The 15,263-nt window shown below is 38.6% G+C and carries 14 protein-coding genes and 1 other RNA gene; 2 read left to right on the top strand and 13 right to left on the bottom strand.

Going from position 1 to position 15,263, the window contains the following annotated elements:
* Nucleotide 1 precedes the first annotated feature (1 nt).
* The 11 genes from IGL80_RS09180 to IGL80_RS09230 form a co-directional block, all read right to left on the bottom strand.
* Nucleotides 2-331, bottom strand: a complete 330-nt coding sequence (locus IGL80_RS09180; protein ID WP_002357981.1) for a PTS sugar transporter subunit IIB — start codon at nucleotides 329-331, stop codon at nucleotides 2-4.
* A 19-nt stretch (nucleotides 332-350) separates the two neighbouring features.
* Nucleotides 351-1,304, bottom strand: a complete 954-nt coding sequence (locus IGL80_RS09185; protein WP_002357982.1) for a N(4)-(beta-N-acetylglucosaminyl)-L-asparaginase — start codon at nucleotides 1,302-1,304, stop codon at nucleotides 351-353.
* 169 nt (nucleotides 1,305-1,473) lie between these two features.
* A complete protein-coding gene (locus IGL80_RS09190; RefSeq protein WP_002404439.1) occupies nucleotides 1,474-2,772 on the bottom strand; it encodes a Sapep family Mn(2+)-dependent dipeptidase in 1,299 nt (432 codons plus the stop codon).
* On the bottom strand, nucleotides 2,769-3,533 hold the full coding sequence (locus tag IGL80_RS09195; RefSeq protein WP_002360565.1) for a GntR family transcriptional regulator, LSA1692 subfamily: 765 nt from the start codon (nucleotides 3,531-3,533) through the stop codon (nucleotides 2,769-2,771). Before IGL80_RS09195 ends, IGL80_RS09190 begins: the two co-directional genes overlap by 4 nt.
* Nucleotides 3,534-3,704: 171 nt before the next feature.
* Nucleotides 3,705-4,352 (bottom strand): endonuclease III, encoded by a 648-nt coding sequence (nth, locus tag IGL80_RS09200; protein WP_002357985.1) that lies wholly within the window; start codon nucleotides 4,350-4,352, stop codon nucleotides 3,705-3,707.
* Between the two features lie 14 nt (nucleotides 4,353-4,366).
* A complete protein-coding gene (locus IGL80_RS09205; RefSeq protein WP_002357986.1) occupies nucleotides 4,367-5,083 on the bottom strand; it encodes a DnaD domain protein in 717 nt (238 codons plus the stop codon).
* A 32-nt stretch (nucleotides 5,084-5,115) separates the two neighbouring features.
* Nucleotides 5,116-6,612: a carboxypeptidase M32 gene (locus IGL80_RS09210; RefSeq protein WP_002360566.1), complete on the bottom strand. Its 1,497-nt coding sequence runs from the start codon at nucleotides 6,610-6,612 to the stop codon at nucleotides 5,116-5,118.
* Between the two features lie 18 nt (nucleotides 6,613-6,630).
* On the bottom strand, nucleotides 6,631-7,794 hold the full coding sequence (locus tag IGL80_RS09215) for a THUMP domain-containing class I SAM-dependent RNA methyltransferase (RefSeq protein ID WP_085366461.1): 1,164 nt from the start codon (nucleotides 7,792-7,794) through the stop codon (nucleotides 6,631-6,633).
* Between the two features lie 237 nt (nucleotides 7,795-8,031).
* Nucleotides 8,032-8,400, bottom strand: an RNA gene (gene rnpB, locus IGL80_RS09220) — RNase P RNA component class B.
* Nucleotides 8,401-8,507: 107 nt separating this feature from the next.
* Entirely contained in the window at nucleotides 8,508-8,927 is a 420-nt protein-coding gene (gpsB, locus tag IGL80_RS09225; RefSeq protein ID WP_002360567.1) for a cell division regulator GpsB, read from the bottom strand.
* Nucleotides 8,928-9,020: 93 nt separating this feature from the next.
* Nucleotides 9,021-9,563, bottom strand: a complete 543-nt coding sequence (locus IGL80_RS09230; protein WP_002360568.1) for a DUF1273 domain-containing protein — start codon at nucleotides 9,561-9,563, stop codon at nucleotides 9,021-9,023.
* 62 nt (nucleotides 9,564-9,625) lie between these two features.
* Here IGL80_RS09230 and recU point away from each other — a divergent pair, with 62 nt between their 5' ends.
* Complete coding sequence (gene recU / locus IGL80_RS09235; protein ID WP_002388848.1) at nucleotides 9,626-10,243, top strand: Holliday junction resolvase RecU; 618 nt, start codon at nucleotides 9,626-9,628, stop codon at nucleotides 10,241-10,243.
* A 41-nt stretch (nucleotides 10,244-10,284) separates the two neighbouring features.
* Complete coding sequence (locus IGL80_RS09240) at nucleotides 10,285-12,621, top strand: PBP1A family penicillin-binding protein (protein ID WP_002360569.1); 2,337 nt, start codon at nucleotides 10,285-10,287, stop codon at nucleotides 12,619-12,621.
* Between the two features lie 83 nt (nucleotides 12,622-12,704).
* On the opposite strand, the gene IGL80_RS09245 is transcribed toward IGL80_RS09240, so the two are convergent.
* Nucleotides 12,705-14,315: a CTP synthase gene (locus IGL80_RS09245; protein ID WP_002357995.1), complete on the bottom strand. Its 1,611-nt coding sequence runs from the start codon at nucleotides 14,313-14,315 to the stop codon at nucleotides 12,705-12,707.
* A 307-nt stretch (nucleotides 14,316-14,622) separates the two neighbouring features.
* Nucleotides 14,623-15,240, bottom strand: coding sequence for a DNA-directed RNA polymerase subunit delta (rpoE, locus tag IGL80_RS09250; protein WP_002357996.1), 618 nt, complete (start codon nucleotides 15,238-15,240; stop codon nucleotides 14,623-14,625).
* Between the last annotated feature and the right edge of the window lie 23 nt (nucleotides 15,241-15,263).

Genomic DNA, 15,263 nt, shown 5'->3' on the forward strand with positions numbered 1-15,263 from the left:
ATTATTTTTTATTTTGCTTAATTAACCGCAGCGCTTCTTTCAATGCTTTTTCGCCATCCATCATGCCATAAATTTCTGGCGCAATTGCAGCGACAGGAATCCCTTGAGGAGCAAATTGTTCTTTTGTTTTTTCTAATAAAAAACGGACTTGTGGTCCTAATAAAATAGCAACAGGCTTCTCTGCTTCAACCACTTCCTGTGCTCTTGCAATAGGAAAAGCAGTAATCATTAAAGGCATTTGATGTTTTTCCACCACTTCCATCATTTTATTAACCATAATACTTGTAGACATTCCTGCATCACAAAAAAGATAAATTTGTTTTTTACTCATGTTCCTTCACTCTCCTCATTTATTCAATTGGTGCTTTGATTCTTTTTTCATAGGCTGCTAACCATTCTTGTGAAATCGGCTGAATCTCTGTGGTATGATTCTTGCCTGGATTTGCAATATAGATTTCTGGTTGCTGCATATCAGTACCAACCGTAAAAGTAAATTCCACATTCGTAGCTACGCCCCAGTCTCCCTGTTTGTTCATGGCCACTAGTGAAAAAGCTCCTGCTTTCCCATAACGTTGGGTCAATTTTTCATGAAAAGCATAGACGGCTTGATCACATGCTTGTTGTGGCGAGCACCCTTCCCCCATTAAACGGACGATTTCATAAGAAAGACAGCCTTTCATTAAATCTTCACCTAATCCTGTAGCCGCAGCACCACCAATTTCGCTATCAACATAAAAACCAGAACCTGACAGTGGTGAATCACCAACACGTCCTGCTTTTTTCATGAAGAGTCCCGAACTGGAAGTGCCAGCTGCCATTGATCCTGTTTGGTCTAACGTAATAGCGCCGACAGTATCATGCCCATCATAGGGGTTCAACTGATTTTCCTGAATTTCTTTTAAACGCTTTTGCCACCATTGATTAGCGCGTTCTGTCAACATATTCTTTCTTTCAAAACCGTGCAACATTGAATATTTCGTTGCACCTGCGCCAACACGAAAACTATTAAACTTCTCTTTACTTAATGCTTTAGCCACTGAAATCGGATTTTTAACATCTGTAATTCCTGCCACAGCACCAATTGCAAATGTATCTCCATCCATATAGGCAGCATCCATTTCTAAAATTCCTTCCTCATTAGGTAAACCGCCGTAGCCCACTGACTTATAAAAAGGATAGTCTTCTACTTCTTTAATTAATTGTTCCACAGCTGTGCCTGCAGCACCTCCTTGTTGTAATTCTTCTGCAGCTTTTAGTAACCCATCATGTGCCATCCGCCATGTCGCAATTGCACCCCAAGTCATTTTCCATCCGCCCTTTCGTTAACGCTTACATTTCTCCACCATTATAAACTAGTATATACTGTTTTGTATATACTGAAAATGAAATTTTATACAGAAAAATAAAAGATACACGTATGCGACCTCTACGAAACACATTGGCTTCTTCTCATACGTGTATCTTCTATTGGTTTTACGCTTCTGTTAATGCAATCATCGCTTGCATATAGATTTCCAGATTAAGCAGTAAATCTTTTTCATCCATATATTCATCTTGGTTATGCGCAATGCCTTTTTGACCAGGAAATGACGGCCCAAAAGCAACGATATTCGGCATAAAGCGAGCATACGTAGCACCTGTAGTTGTAACTGGCGTCCCATCTAAGCCAGTAATTTGTTCATAAACCTTGGTTAATTTTTGAACATTGCGCTCATCTTTTGGAAACAACGTACTAGGGAGACGGCGGATGACAGTCACTTCACTTTCTGGAAATAGTGCCTTTGTTAGCTGCGTGGTTACTTCATTTTCTGTAATAGAAACAGGATAACGCACGGCCAATGATAACACCAATTGCTGTCCTCGTTTTTCCAACGCATAGGGCGTTAAAATCAATTGCCCACTATCCTGATCCTTAAAGTCTAGAGCTACTCCTTCGCCATAGTGCTTTTCGTGAAAACTAGCGGTTAACCAGTCGAAATACTGTAATAAATTTCCTTTGACTAACTGTTCCTCGCTAATTTTCTGTGCCAATAAAGTAATCGCGTTCTTGCCTAGTTCTGGCGCATTGGAAGGAGCACGTTTTCCCGTGATTGCCGTTGTTTTTCCCGCAATCACCACACTTAATTGATCAGGTACGTGGTCTTTTGCTTGATCACCTATAATCTGACCAATTTGTTCACTTGAATCATCTGGGATGGTCGTTGTGATTTCATAATTAACAATCCCTCGCTCCCCATAAACTACTGGATATTTACAATCTGGAGTAAATCCAAAAACGGGTGCGTTTTCCTTCTCTAAATATAAGGGGATATCTCCACTCCCACTTTCTTCATCCGTGCCAAACATTAAGCGAATGGTTTTCTTTGGTTGGTAACCAAGTTCTTTCAGTAATTTCATTCCATACAGGCAAGCCAAGATAGGACCTTTATTATCTAGAATTCCTCTACCATACAAACGTTGATTTTTTTTCGTTAATTGAAAGGGCGGCACTGACCAGCCAGAACCTTCTGGTACTACGTCTAAATGACCAATAATTCCCAGATATTCTTCCGCTGTTCCCCATTGCGCATAGCCAACTGCGTCATTGACAATCTCAGTTTGAAAGCCATAACGCTCTGCTAGTTTCAGCGTTTCTTCCAAGGCTCTTTTCGGTCCTTCGCCAAAAGGTGCCTCTTTTTTAGGCGACCCTTTCACACTTCGAATCGCCATAATTTTGTTTAAGTCTTCATAAAATAAATCTTTTTGAGCGGCTATTTCTTCTTTTATCTTCATTCGTTCCAAGAACCTCCTAGCTCCACTTGGTTGTTTTCAGACGGGCTATAGCGGGTCAGTGTGTTTTTAAATGTGTACCGATCTGCTCGATATAAAGAGACATCATATAAAATGGGGGTTGCATCAAGCGCATAGGTGATAGAGTGGACTTGTAAAAGTGGCTGGCCCACAGGAACATGCAATAATTCTGAAATTTCCGCTTCAACTAAGATTGCTTCAATTTCTTGATGCGAATAAGCAATCTCGACGTTCTTCTCGATTAAGCAGAAAAGAGAGCCCTCGAAGTCTTGCTTCGTATGGCCTTGTACGTATGCCTGTGGCAAATAAATTTTTTCAACTGTCATTGGTTCGCCGTCTAACATTCGGCGGCGAATCAGTTCATAAATTGCCTCATTTTTGCCTACTTGGAGCGCCTCCCGAATTTTCTCAGCGGGATGTACTACTTCTTCAAAGGAAATGACTTCTGTCTGGCTTTTTTTCCCGTAAGCTTTGGCTGCCTCAGTAAAACCTTGTAAGCCAGCGCGGCCACTTTGAATTTTCGCTTGCGACATCACATAACTACCTTTACCATGTCGTTTTACCAAAATATTTTTGCGGATCAAATCATCAATCGCTTTACGGATGGTCAAGCGACTGCAGTTATATTCTTTAGCTAAATCATATTCTGAAGGTAATTTTTGTGCACTTACATACAGACCGTCTCGAATCTTCTTTTCAATTTCTGCAGAAATTTGCTTAAATTTGGGTGCATTTTCTGTCATCTCATCGCCTATCTTTCTTCAAAAAAATAAATTTTCTAGTATATACCACACTGTCTATACTAAATCAATTTTTAAGAAACCGCAATCATTTGTTGCGTTTCTTAAAAATCAAAAAAGAAAGCGAGCCAAAAGTCGGTTGGACTTGTGGCTCGCTTTTTTAGGAAAAATATGTTATTTCCCTTTCATCCGTTCTTTGCCTTCTTGACACATATAGAGTAGCGGACAGGCTTCACATTTAGGCGCTCTTGCTAGGCAGTGATAACGCCCAAAGAAAATCATGGTATGGTGCGTTTTCACCCAGAGTTCTTTCGGAACTTTACGCATTAAGGTCTGCTCAACTTCAGTAACATTCGCATTTAGCTTACAAATTCTAAGGCGCTTGGACACTCGTTCCACATGTGTATCTACTGCAAAAGCCGGTTCGCCGAAAGCATCTCCCATTACTACATTGGCTGTTTTTCTCCCCACGCCAGGTAAACTGACCAGTTCATCTCTGGTTTGCGGAACTTCTCCATTGAAACGTTCTAAAAGTTGTTGTGCGCACGCTTTAATATTTTTTGCTTTATTGCGATATAAGCCAATGGTTTTTATTTTAGCAATAATCTCCTCCACCGGCGCAGCTGCTAAAGCTTCTGGAGTTGGAAAAGCTGCGAATAAACCAGGAGTCGCTTTATTTACCGATACATCGGTTGCTTGCGCACTTAAAATCACAGCAATTAATAATTCAAAAGGATTCTTATGTTTTAATTCACATTCTGCATTTGGAAACATCTCATACATAATTTCAATAGCTTCCATTGTTTTCTCTTTTGATAGCATGGCCCACCTCCTTTTTATTCACTATCTTCTGGATTTAACCAATTGTGTAATGTAACCTTTGGCAACGATTCTTGTGTCTGACCTTGTTGTTCAATCTCATTTTGAATCATAGAATCTTTTCGTTTTTTCTGATCAGCAGCCACTTGTTCTTTGGTGGTAATATTTTTACGCTCCCACGCAAGTAAAATACGATCAATATATTTCAAACTATACGCCTGATTTAAAACGGCTTCTCGCAACGCTAACCGGATTAATTCAGGGGAATAATGATCCGTGTTCAACCACTGACCAATCATTTCTAATTCAATGGGTGAAAGTGGACGTCCGAATTCTTTTTCAAAGCCTTGGTAAAGCTGTTTAATTTCATCTTCGTGGTTTGCGACAACTTGTTTTTCTTTGCTCGTTTGTAAAAATAATTGAATCTTTTGAAAAACAGGCAGTAAATCATACGTATCCATCATTTGACCTTTTTGGTTTTGTTGTGTTTCAATTCGAATAAATCCGCGAGAAACCAATTGATTTAATAACTTATAAATCGTATCTGGCGTTTTGCCCATCGTCTCTGCAATCGCCATTAAGTCTGGAAATAAATCGCCTGCATTTTGCGAACGAAAAAGTTGCAGTAAAAAGAGAAATTCATCATCTTTCAAACCAATTTTTTGGTAATGATCAAATAGTAAGTTTGAGATTGTTGTTTCACCAGCTTCTAAATATTCACGAATTGATAACATTGTTGTTGTCCACTTCCCCTTGCTTGTTTCACTTATTGCACATGATAAACATCAAAATAAATAGCTTTCATATAATCAATTAAATAACTAGGATTCAATTCTTCTCCCGTTGCATCATAAATTAATTGATTTGGTTTACGTGAAGCGCCGTACTGATGAATATGTTGTGTTAACCATTTACGGATATCAGAATAATCCTCCGAAGCTAAAATTTCATCAACAGATAATTCTTGTTTCATTGCGTGAAATAGTTGCGCGGCGTACATATAACCCAAGGCATAAGATGGGAAATAACCAAAGCTACCTCCAGACCAATGAACATCTTGAAGGACACCTTCTAAATCATTTTCAGGTGATACGCCTAAGTACTCTTGGTATTTTTCGTTCCACACTTTTGGCAAATCAGCGACTTCCAAAGAACCATTAAATAACATTTTTTCAATTTCATAACGAATAATGATATGCAAAGGATAGGTGAGACTATCGGAATCAATCCGAATCAAACTTGCTTTCGTTTCTTTTAAAGAAGCATAGAAATCTTCAAAAGCAATATCATCAAAAGTACCTTCTGCGCATTCTTGGAAAAACGGGTATTGTTTTTGCCAAAAAGCCCGGTTGCTACCAATGATAATTTCATTAAAGAGCGATTGTGATTCGTGAATCCCCATAGAGGCACCTTCGCTTAGCGGCGTAAAGTCAAATTTAGGATCAAAATTTTGTTCATACATCCCATGACCCGCTTCATGAATCACACCAAATGTTGCCATTGAGAAATTATTTTCTTCCCAGCGCGTAGTAATCCGCGCATCATTTCGATTTAGAGCTGTCATAAATGGATGAACTGTATCATCTAATCGGCCTTTTGAAAAATCATAGCCTAATTGTTCAACCACACCAATCACAAAACGGCGTTGTTGTTCTTTGGTCATTTTTCTAGATAAAAAGTCAGTTCTAGGCGGCGTACCTTTTTCCGCTAAAACGGTCCGAATTTCTTGAATCCCTTGTTTTACTTGGTCGAATACTTGGTCTAGCTTCTCAACCGTCATTCCTGGTTCAAATTGATTTAATAACACATCATACGGAGTTTTTTCTTCTTTTTGCCAATAAGGAATGAACTCTTTTTGGAACGCAACGACCTTCGTTAAGGTTTCTTCTAACAAGCCGAAATCTTGTGCAGCGCGTGCTTTTAGCCAATCTGTATGTGCTTGGTTTAATACTTTAACATATTCTTGCATACGTTCAGCTGGAACATTTTTATTCAAAGCATATTCTTCTTTTACTTTTTCAAAAACCAGTTTCCCTAATTCAGATAATTCTTCAGGGCGTGTCTCAAAATAGGCCAATGCTTCTTGAATAACTGGGCCAATACTTCGTTCAAAATATAATCCGGTTAAATACCCTTCTACTTCTCCTCGAAAAGGACTACTTTTTTCTGGCATCCCAGTTGATGAATCCCAGTCTAATAATGTCAAGGCATTTTTTAGTAATTGAATTTCTTTCACTTCTTGTAAAAATACAGCTTCCTTCATTTTTTTACACCAGCTTTCTTAGTCTTCCCGTGGTTTTCTTGGTGGACGTGTTCCCCAGTATTGGAATAAATCTGTTCGTAAGGCTCCGTTGTAAAGCTTCCGTTTTTTAGTAGCTTTGGCACCATAATATTCTTCAAAAGCAAGATCACTCGTCAGTATATACTTGCTCCAAGTAGTTAACGGACGGAAAACATGGCCCATTTCTTTATACAAACGACGAACACTTTCCTCTTCTCCTAAACGCTCACCATAAGGCGGGTTAGCTACCATTACACCATATTCCTTCTCGGTTGTAAAATCTTTTAATGCCAATTGTTTAAAGGTAATTGAATCACCTAAACCAACTTCCTCAGCATTCGCTCGTGCGACTTCAATCATTCGCCCATCAACATCTGAACCACAGATATCTAATTCAACATCGTAGTCTGCCTTTGCCTCGGCTTCGTTACGTACTTTTTCAAAAATTGCTGGATCAACCCAATCCCATGTTTCACAAGTGAAACTACGATTAAAGCCAGGGGCAATGTTATGGCCAATTAACGCTGCTTCAATACAAATCGTTCCAGAACCACAAACTGGATCATAAAAAGGACGATCTTTGCGCCAATTGGTCAACATCACTAAAGCAGCTGCCATGTTTTCCTTAAGAGGTGCGCCCCCCTTTTCAATGCGATAGCCCCGTTTAAATAAACTTGGCCCAGTCGTGTCCAACGTCAACGTCACTTTATCTTTTAGCAGAGCCACTTCTAATTTAAACAAAGCTCCTGTTTCAGTTAAGGGCACCGTCGCTGGACGATGGTAAACTTCTCTTAAACGGTTAACAATGGCTTTTTTGGTGATGGCTTGGCAATCAGGAACACTATACAATTTTGACTTAATTGATTTACCTGCAACTGGAAATTCTGCATCTAAAGGCAAATAATCTTCCCAAGGAAGTGCTTCAACTTTTTCAAATAATTCATCAAAACTATAGGCGTTAAATTCGCCAACGACGATTTTAATCCGATCTGCTGTCCGTAGCCATAAATTGGCAGTAGCAATTGTTTCAACAGTGCCTTCAAAGACGGCCCGGCCATTTTCTACTTCACAGGGAATCCCTAAATCACGCAATTCTTTTCCAACTAATGCTTCTAAGCCACTAGCAGCCGTTGCAACAAGTTTGAATGTTTTTTCTTTCGTCATAAAAACTCCTTCTTGACTCTTTTTTATTGTCTGGAGCTAACAGTCCTGCCGACTACTGCTCCGCTTGTTTTTTATAATTGTCCGCTTTCTCTGAACTAAACGGTCCTGTCCCGGCCTCTTTAGAACAGACAGCTTACTACTTTTATCTCAGTTTCTTTATTTTAACATTTTTTTATTCTTTTCGTAAAAAAAGCCTTCACAACTACGTTGGAAGGTCTTCCTGAATTACTTGTAATTTTCTATAAGCCATGTTCTGTATCACCAATTCTTCAGGAAAAATTGGTGACGGTCATCATCTATCTGCAGAGTAAACTCTGCCTCTTCTACTCGTTCATTTCCTTTAGAAGAGCGCCCCTACCATTGTTTGGGTTGCTCGCTCGAGGGGTTTACCGCGTTCCACCGATGGAGTTTCCCACATCGCTTCGTCACTGTGGCACTTTCAAGGATACTTTGACATAGTCGAAACCTTAGTCATTTTTCCTGCCGTTACTCTAAAAGAGTACCTTAGCTTATGATTTCGCTAAGCACGAACACTACAAGCATCTCAGCTTGTGCGAGCATGGACTTTCCTCAGCTTGCAAAAGCAAACCGCGATCACCCGAAAATTACAAATCTGTTTAGACGAACAGCAAAAATTTATACACTACAACAAGTGTCCGCTATTCTAACAAATGCTTTTTGTTTCTTGTGAAAACTTGACTTAAATTGTCTTGTTAAAATTGACGTGTTTGTGCATTATCAACATCATGGTTCGCTGGTTCTGCAGTCATTGACGGTGCAGAAGGCGTTACAGGTGTTGAAGGTGTTGAAGGTGTTTCATCTAACTTTTTACCAAAAACTTCACGCTCTAAGTTTGATAAACGTTTTAAAATATCAAAGTTGGTCACTGCTGCACTTTTTGGTACTTCTTGAGCAACACGAGGCGTTGGTTGGGCTTTTGATAATTGGTCTAATTTTGCCATTAAGCGGCTGTTTTCTTCTTGCAAGCTTAATAATTCTTTATTATAAGCTTCGTAGTCTTTAATAACATTGTCTAAAAATTCGTCTACTTCAATTGGGTCATACCCGTTCATCATTTTCGTTTTAAATTCTTTTTGTAAAATGTCTTTAGGACTATATACTAAATTTGCCATGTTTACACCTCATTTGTTTATTTACGATAGAAAATTTCATAGTTCCACAAATACTATTGTAACGAAAAATAGCTAGAAAATCAAACAGATTCTCTAATCAATCACCGAGTTTTGTAAATCATCCATTGTAATTAAGCGAATATCATAGGGTTCTCGTTCCGAAAAATGTTGTGCGTCCTTTAAAAAATACTCCGTTTTGCCAGGGTACTCTTTGTCATAAATAAGTAAGCTGCCCCCAGAATGTTCCAAAAGAAATTTTGTATGCATTTTTAATTGTGCTGGCGATTGATAGGGCTGATGACTTACTGAGTTGATATAATCAGCCAAACTTTCCGCTTTCGTTAACAGTTCTCGATTTTGTTCATTCCAATTATTGCCAAAGTCTTTAAATGGATAAAGCAAACCTAGCTGAACTTCTGGATATTCCGTTTTTAATTCCCCAACTACTTCAGCTGTCCAAAGTTCAACACCTAAATTGCCAGAAATCAAAATCCATTCTACTCCCGCTTCAATATAACTGGCTAACTCTTTTTTTAAGACATTTTTAATAACTGTGATTTTCGGGTCTTTTCCTTGAAATATCCCCAATTCAAAGCTGCGATAACCGGTGACATAGAGGGTTTTTATCATTTCCATAAGTCATCCCTTTTCTTTCAGGTCTTTTTTTTGGTATAATACAGGCTAGGAGTGTGATAAACGTGACGTTCCATTATCCTAACGGAATACCTTATAATCATCATGAAGCACAATCACCAAAAAAACAAGTAAAAAAGAAACGCCCCGTTGAATTTGGTAATCGTGGGATGGATTTCGAAGAAGCGATCAATCAAAGCAATCAATATTATCTATTGAATAAGCAAGCAGTCGTTCATAAGAAACCAACTCCTGTTCAAATTGTTAAAGTAGATTATCCCAAACGAAGTGCGGCTGTTATTAAGGAGGCCTACTTTAGACAAGCTTCAACGACTGATTATAACGGTGTATATCAAGGCCGTTACATAGATTTTGAAGCGAAAGAAACGAAAAATACCACGTCCTTTCCCTTTAAAAATTTTCATCAACATCAAATTGATCATATGGAACAATGTATAGCACAACAAGGGATTTGTTTTGTGCTATTATGGTTTTCAAGCTTAAAACGCTGCTTCTTTTTTAGTGGTGAAAATCTAATAACGCATTGGAAAAACCAAGCAGTTACTGGAAAAAAATCTATGCCGCTTGCACTCATCGAGAAAGAAGGAATTGAATTATCTTTTGGAATCGCACCGCGAATCCCTTATCTCGACGCAGTGGAACAATATATTCAGACACACTAGATTCATAAAGTTTTGAAAGTATAACAAAGGAGTTGCTATTTATGCCAACCGCAAATTCAGGCTCGCGAGCTGCTAGACATGCATCCAACACCTCATCGAAGTCGAGTTACAAGAAAAAGACACAACCGCCGAAAAAGAAAAAACGGCTTGTTTTAAAAATCTTTCTTGGCTTACTTATCGCTGGGATGGTCGCTTTTTTAGCAGGCGTTGGTCTTTTTTGGTTCTATGCACGACAAGCCCCAAAATTAGAAGATGACAAACTGAATGCGACAGTTTCATCGAAGCTTTACGATATTAATAATGAAATTTTTGAGGATTTAGGCGCAGAAAAGCGTGAATTAATTCAACCAAATGATGTGCCTCAATTATTAAAAGATGCCATTGTTTCTGTCGAGGACCGTCGTTTCTATAAACACATTGGTGTGGATCCGATTCGGATTATCGGTTCTGCCCTTTCAAATGTCAAAAATGGTGGATTACAAGGCGGAAGTACCTTAACCCAACAATTAATTAAATTGTCCTACTTCTCTACAAAAGAATCTGACCAAACCTTGAAACGGAAAGCACAAGAAGCATGGATGGCTGTTCGTTTAGAACGTGAAAAATCAAAAGAAGAAATTTTAACTTACTACATTAACAAAGTCTACATGGCGAATGGTTTTTATGGAATGGAAACAGCGGCTGAAAATTATTATGGTAAACATTTATCTGAACTTGATTTACCACAAACGGCCCTACTGGCAGGAATGCCACAAGCGCCAAACTCATATGATCCCTATACAAAACCAGATACTGCTAAAGAACGCCGAGATGTCGTACTCTACACAATGTACGACAATAAAAAAATCTCGAAAGCAGAGTACGAAAAAGCTAAAGCGACCCCAATCGATGAAGGCTTAGTGCCATTAAAAGCCAGTGATGACAATCGAAAAGTCGTAGATAATTATGTCAAAGAAGTAATCAATGAAGTGAAAGCAAAAACTGGTAAAAATGTTTACACAGACGGACTAGATATCTACACAAACTTAGATATGAATGCCCAAAAACAACTTTACGATATTGTCAACAGTGATCAATACGTTGCGTTTCCAGATGATAAAATGCAAGTGGCTTCAACCGTTATTGATGTTGCCTCTGGACAAGTCCGAGCACAGATTGGTGGTCGTCACATTCCTGATGATGTACAATTAGGAAACAATTTAGCTGTTAACACCCAACGTGATGTTGGTTCAACCGTGAAACCAATCATGGATTATGGTCCCGCAATTGAGAATTTAAATTATTCGACAGGTCGCCTCATGGTGGATAAACCAACGAAATATCCTGGTACCGACATTGATGTCTTCAACTCTGATTTAACATATCAAGGCGTCATTACTATGCGCCGTGCGATTATGGGTTCTCGTAACACGACCGCGGTCCAGACGTTTGATGAAGTTGGTAAAGAAAACATCATGCCTTTCATTAAAGGACTAGGAATTGACTATAAAAACTTAGAAGCCTCGAATGCCATTTCAAGTAACACAAGCGATGTAGATGGCGATAAATATGGAATTTCCTCATTGAAGTTAGCAGCAGCTTATGCGGCTTTCGCCAATAACGGGATTTACAACAAACCGTATTACGTAAACAAAGTCGTTTTCAATGATGGAACTAGCGTTGATTATCAACCTGATGGTAAACGTGCGATGAAAGACTCTACCGCCTATATGATGACGGATATGTTAAAAGATGTTTTAAACGGCGGAACAGGATTTAACGGCGCCATTCCAGGCTTAATCCAAGCGGCCAAAACAGGGACTTCTAACTATACTGATGAAGATTTAGCGCGAATGGGCACAACAGAAAAAGGAATTGCCCCGGATAGTACCTTTGTTGGTTATACAACACACTATGCCGTTTCTGTTTGGACTGGATACAATGATCGAAATACACCAATCTATCAAGAATACTATGGGATTGCCTCGGATGTTTATCGTGAAATAATGAGTTACTTGTCTCAAAATGTTTCAAACGATGACTGGGTGCAGCCAGACAGTGTTGTGCGGGTAGGTAATGAATTATACGTGAAAGATGCCTATGAGGTACCAAATGTACAAGTTTTACCAAGTACTACCTCTTCAGCACCACAGCCGGAATCTAGCAGTACGGTGGAATCCTCTTCCACAAAAGAAGCGGAAAGTTCATCAAGTTCTAGTTCAGAAAGTGCGCCTTCTTCCTCTGAAGCGCCACCATCAACCGAACAACCGGCAAGCTCTTCCTCAGCAGAGCAACCGGCAACATCGGAACAACCACCTGAACCATCAAGTTCTAGTTCACAAGAACCGCCGCAACCACCTGAAAGTAGTTCTAAACCAGATGAAAATAAAGCAGCATAAAAAGTACGGGGCTCATGATGAGCCCCGTACTTTTTTAGATTAAAAATGGACGAAGTGAACTGAATCACTTCGTCCATTTTTGCTTATTTACTTTCTTTATTTGCCAAAGCTGCACCAACAAATCCTTTGATTAAGCGTTGTGGGCGATTTGGACGAGAAATTAATTCTGGGTGGAATTGACAAGCCACAAAGAATTGTTTTTCAGGAATTTCAACAATCTCAACTAAACGATTATCTGGTGAAACTCCAGAGAAAACTAAGCCATTTTCTTCAAATAATTGACGATATTTGTTGTTAAATTCATAACGATGACGGTGACGTTCTTGGACAACATCTTCATTTCCGTATGCTGCCGCAGTTTTCGTTCCTTTTTTCAATTTACATGGATATAAACCTAAACGTAGTGTGCCACCTAAATTCTCGATGTTTTCTTGATCTGCCATTAAATCAATAATGTTATTTGTCACGTCAGGATTAGTTTCTGCAGAACCAGCATCTTCTAAGCCCACAACGTTACGACCAAATTCTACACAGGCCATTTGCATACCTAAACAAATACCAAGGAATGGTACGTCATTTTCGCGAGCAAAACGAATCGCTTCAATTTTTCCTTCAATTCCACGATCACCAAAACCACCAGGAACCAAAATACCATCTGCTGAACCAATTCTTTCAGCGACATTTTCAGCAGTTAATTCTTGTGAATCAACCCAATCAATTTCGATATCTGAATCAAAATCAAACCCAGCATGTTTTAATGCTTCTACAACAGAAATATAGGCATCTGGTAATTCAACATATTTACCAACCAGCGCAATTTTTGTTTTCTTTTTCAAGTTAAGAACTTTTTCTTCTAATGCACGCCACTCAGTCATGTCTGCAGCCGGTGCATCCAATTTTAAATGATCACAAACAATTTGATCCATATTTTGTGCTTGAAGTGCTAATGGAATGGAGTATAACGTTTCAACATCACGAGATTCAATTACCGCTTCCGGATTAACATCACAGAATTGTGCTAATTTGTTTTTAGTGTTTTGAGAAACAGGTAATTCCGTACGGACCACTAAAATATTTGGTTGAATCCCTAAACTTCTTAATTCTTTGACACTATGTTGTGTTGGTTTAGTTTTCATTTCGCCAGCCGCTTTTAAGTAAGGAATCAAGGTTGTATGGATGTACATTACGTTGTCACTACCCATATCAGCTTTCATTTGACGCAATGCTTCTAGGAAAGGTAATGATTCGATGTCGCCGACAGTACCACCTACTTCTGTGATAATCACATCGGCATCCGTCATTTTCGCTGCACGCATGATTTTTTCTTTGATTTCATTGGTAATGTGTGGAATAACTTGCACTGTTGCACCTAAGTATTCCCCTTTACGTTCTTTACGTAAGACTTCTGAATAAATTTTTCCAGTGGTTACGTTTGAGTATTTATTTAAGTTAATATCAATAAAACGTTCATAGTGACCTAAGTCCAAATCTGTTTCGGCACCATCATCTGTGACAAAAACCTCTCCATGTTGGTAAGGACTCATTGTCCCCGGATCCACATTAATATATGGATCGAATTTTTGAATCGTTACTTTTAATCCACGATTTTTTAATAATCGTCCTAAAGATGCTGCGACAATCCCTTTTCCGATAGAAGAAACCACGCCACCTGTAACAAAGATGTATTTTGTCATAATAGTTAAAAACCCTTTCTTTGATAATATTTTGTAGAGAGAAGTAAAACAACTTTGAGACTCTTACGTTTCTCCAAATAAAAAAGAAACAAAAATAGAAAAGCTCCCTATCCATTACGAATAGGGAGCTTGTAAGTTCGTTCAAACTTCTGACCTTCTTAAAGGTGCCCAAGTAGTATAATACAAGCAAACGGACATCAGGTCAAGTACTTCTATTCAAGAAAATAATTTTTTCTATTTTCTCATTTTTCTTGGGCATTCAACTAAAAAGCTTGACTCCTTCTTAGGAATCAAGCTTTTTGGTTTCTTACTCTTCAGAATATTCGTCATCAAAATCGTCTTCATCTTCAACATCATCGTCATCAATGATTGTTAAATCTTCTTCGATTTGCGGAATGTCTTCTTCATCATCGTCTGAATCTGCACCAATCTCTTGTAAGTCAGAGTTGTATGCTTTGATTTCTTCATCTTCATCTTCTTCATCATCGTACAAGATGTCTTCTTCATCATCATTTGTTAATTCAGCATCTTCTGGATCGTCATCGTTATAGTCAATTACATCTTCATCGTTTGGATTAGTGATGAAGGCATTTACTTTTTTACGTTTTCTACGACGTGGTGCATCTTCTTCGTCTTCTTCCAAGCCATGTGTAACTTCTTCATCGATTGAATCGATTGGATACCATGAACGTAAGCCCCAACGATTGTCTCCCAATGAGATAAAGCTACCGTCGATGTTTAAATCTGTATAAAATTGTGCTAATTGGTCACGAATTTCACTATCAGACTTGCCAAGATAATTTTGGATTTGGTTAACTAAATCAGAAAAATCCATTACATCTGCATGTTGTTCTAAAATAGCGTGTGCTACTTCAATCATGGATAATTCTTTTTTGTTTAACCCTTCAAATACATTAATTTCCAAGAGGTACACGTCCTTTCACAGTC

The sequence above is a fragment of the Enterococcus sp. DIV2467a genome, assembly GCF_050532945.1.
Classification (GTDB): Bacteria; Bacillota; Bacilli; order Lactobacillales; family Enterococcaceae; genus Enterococcus; species Enterococcus faecalis.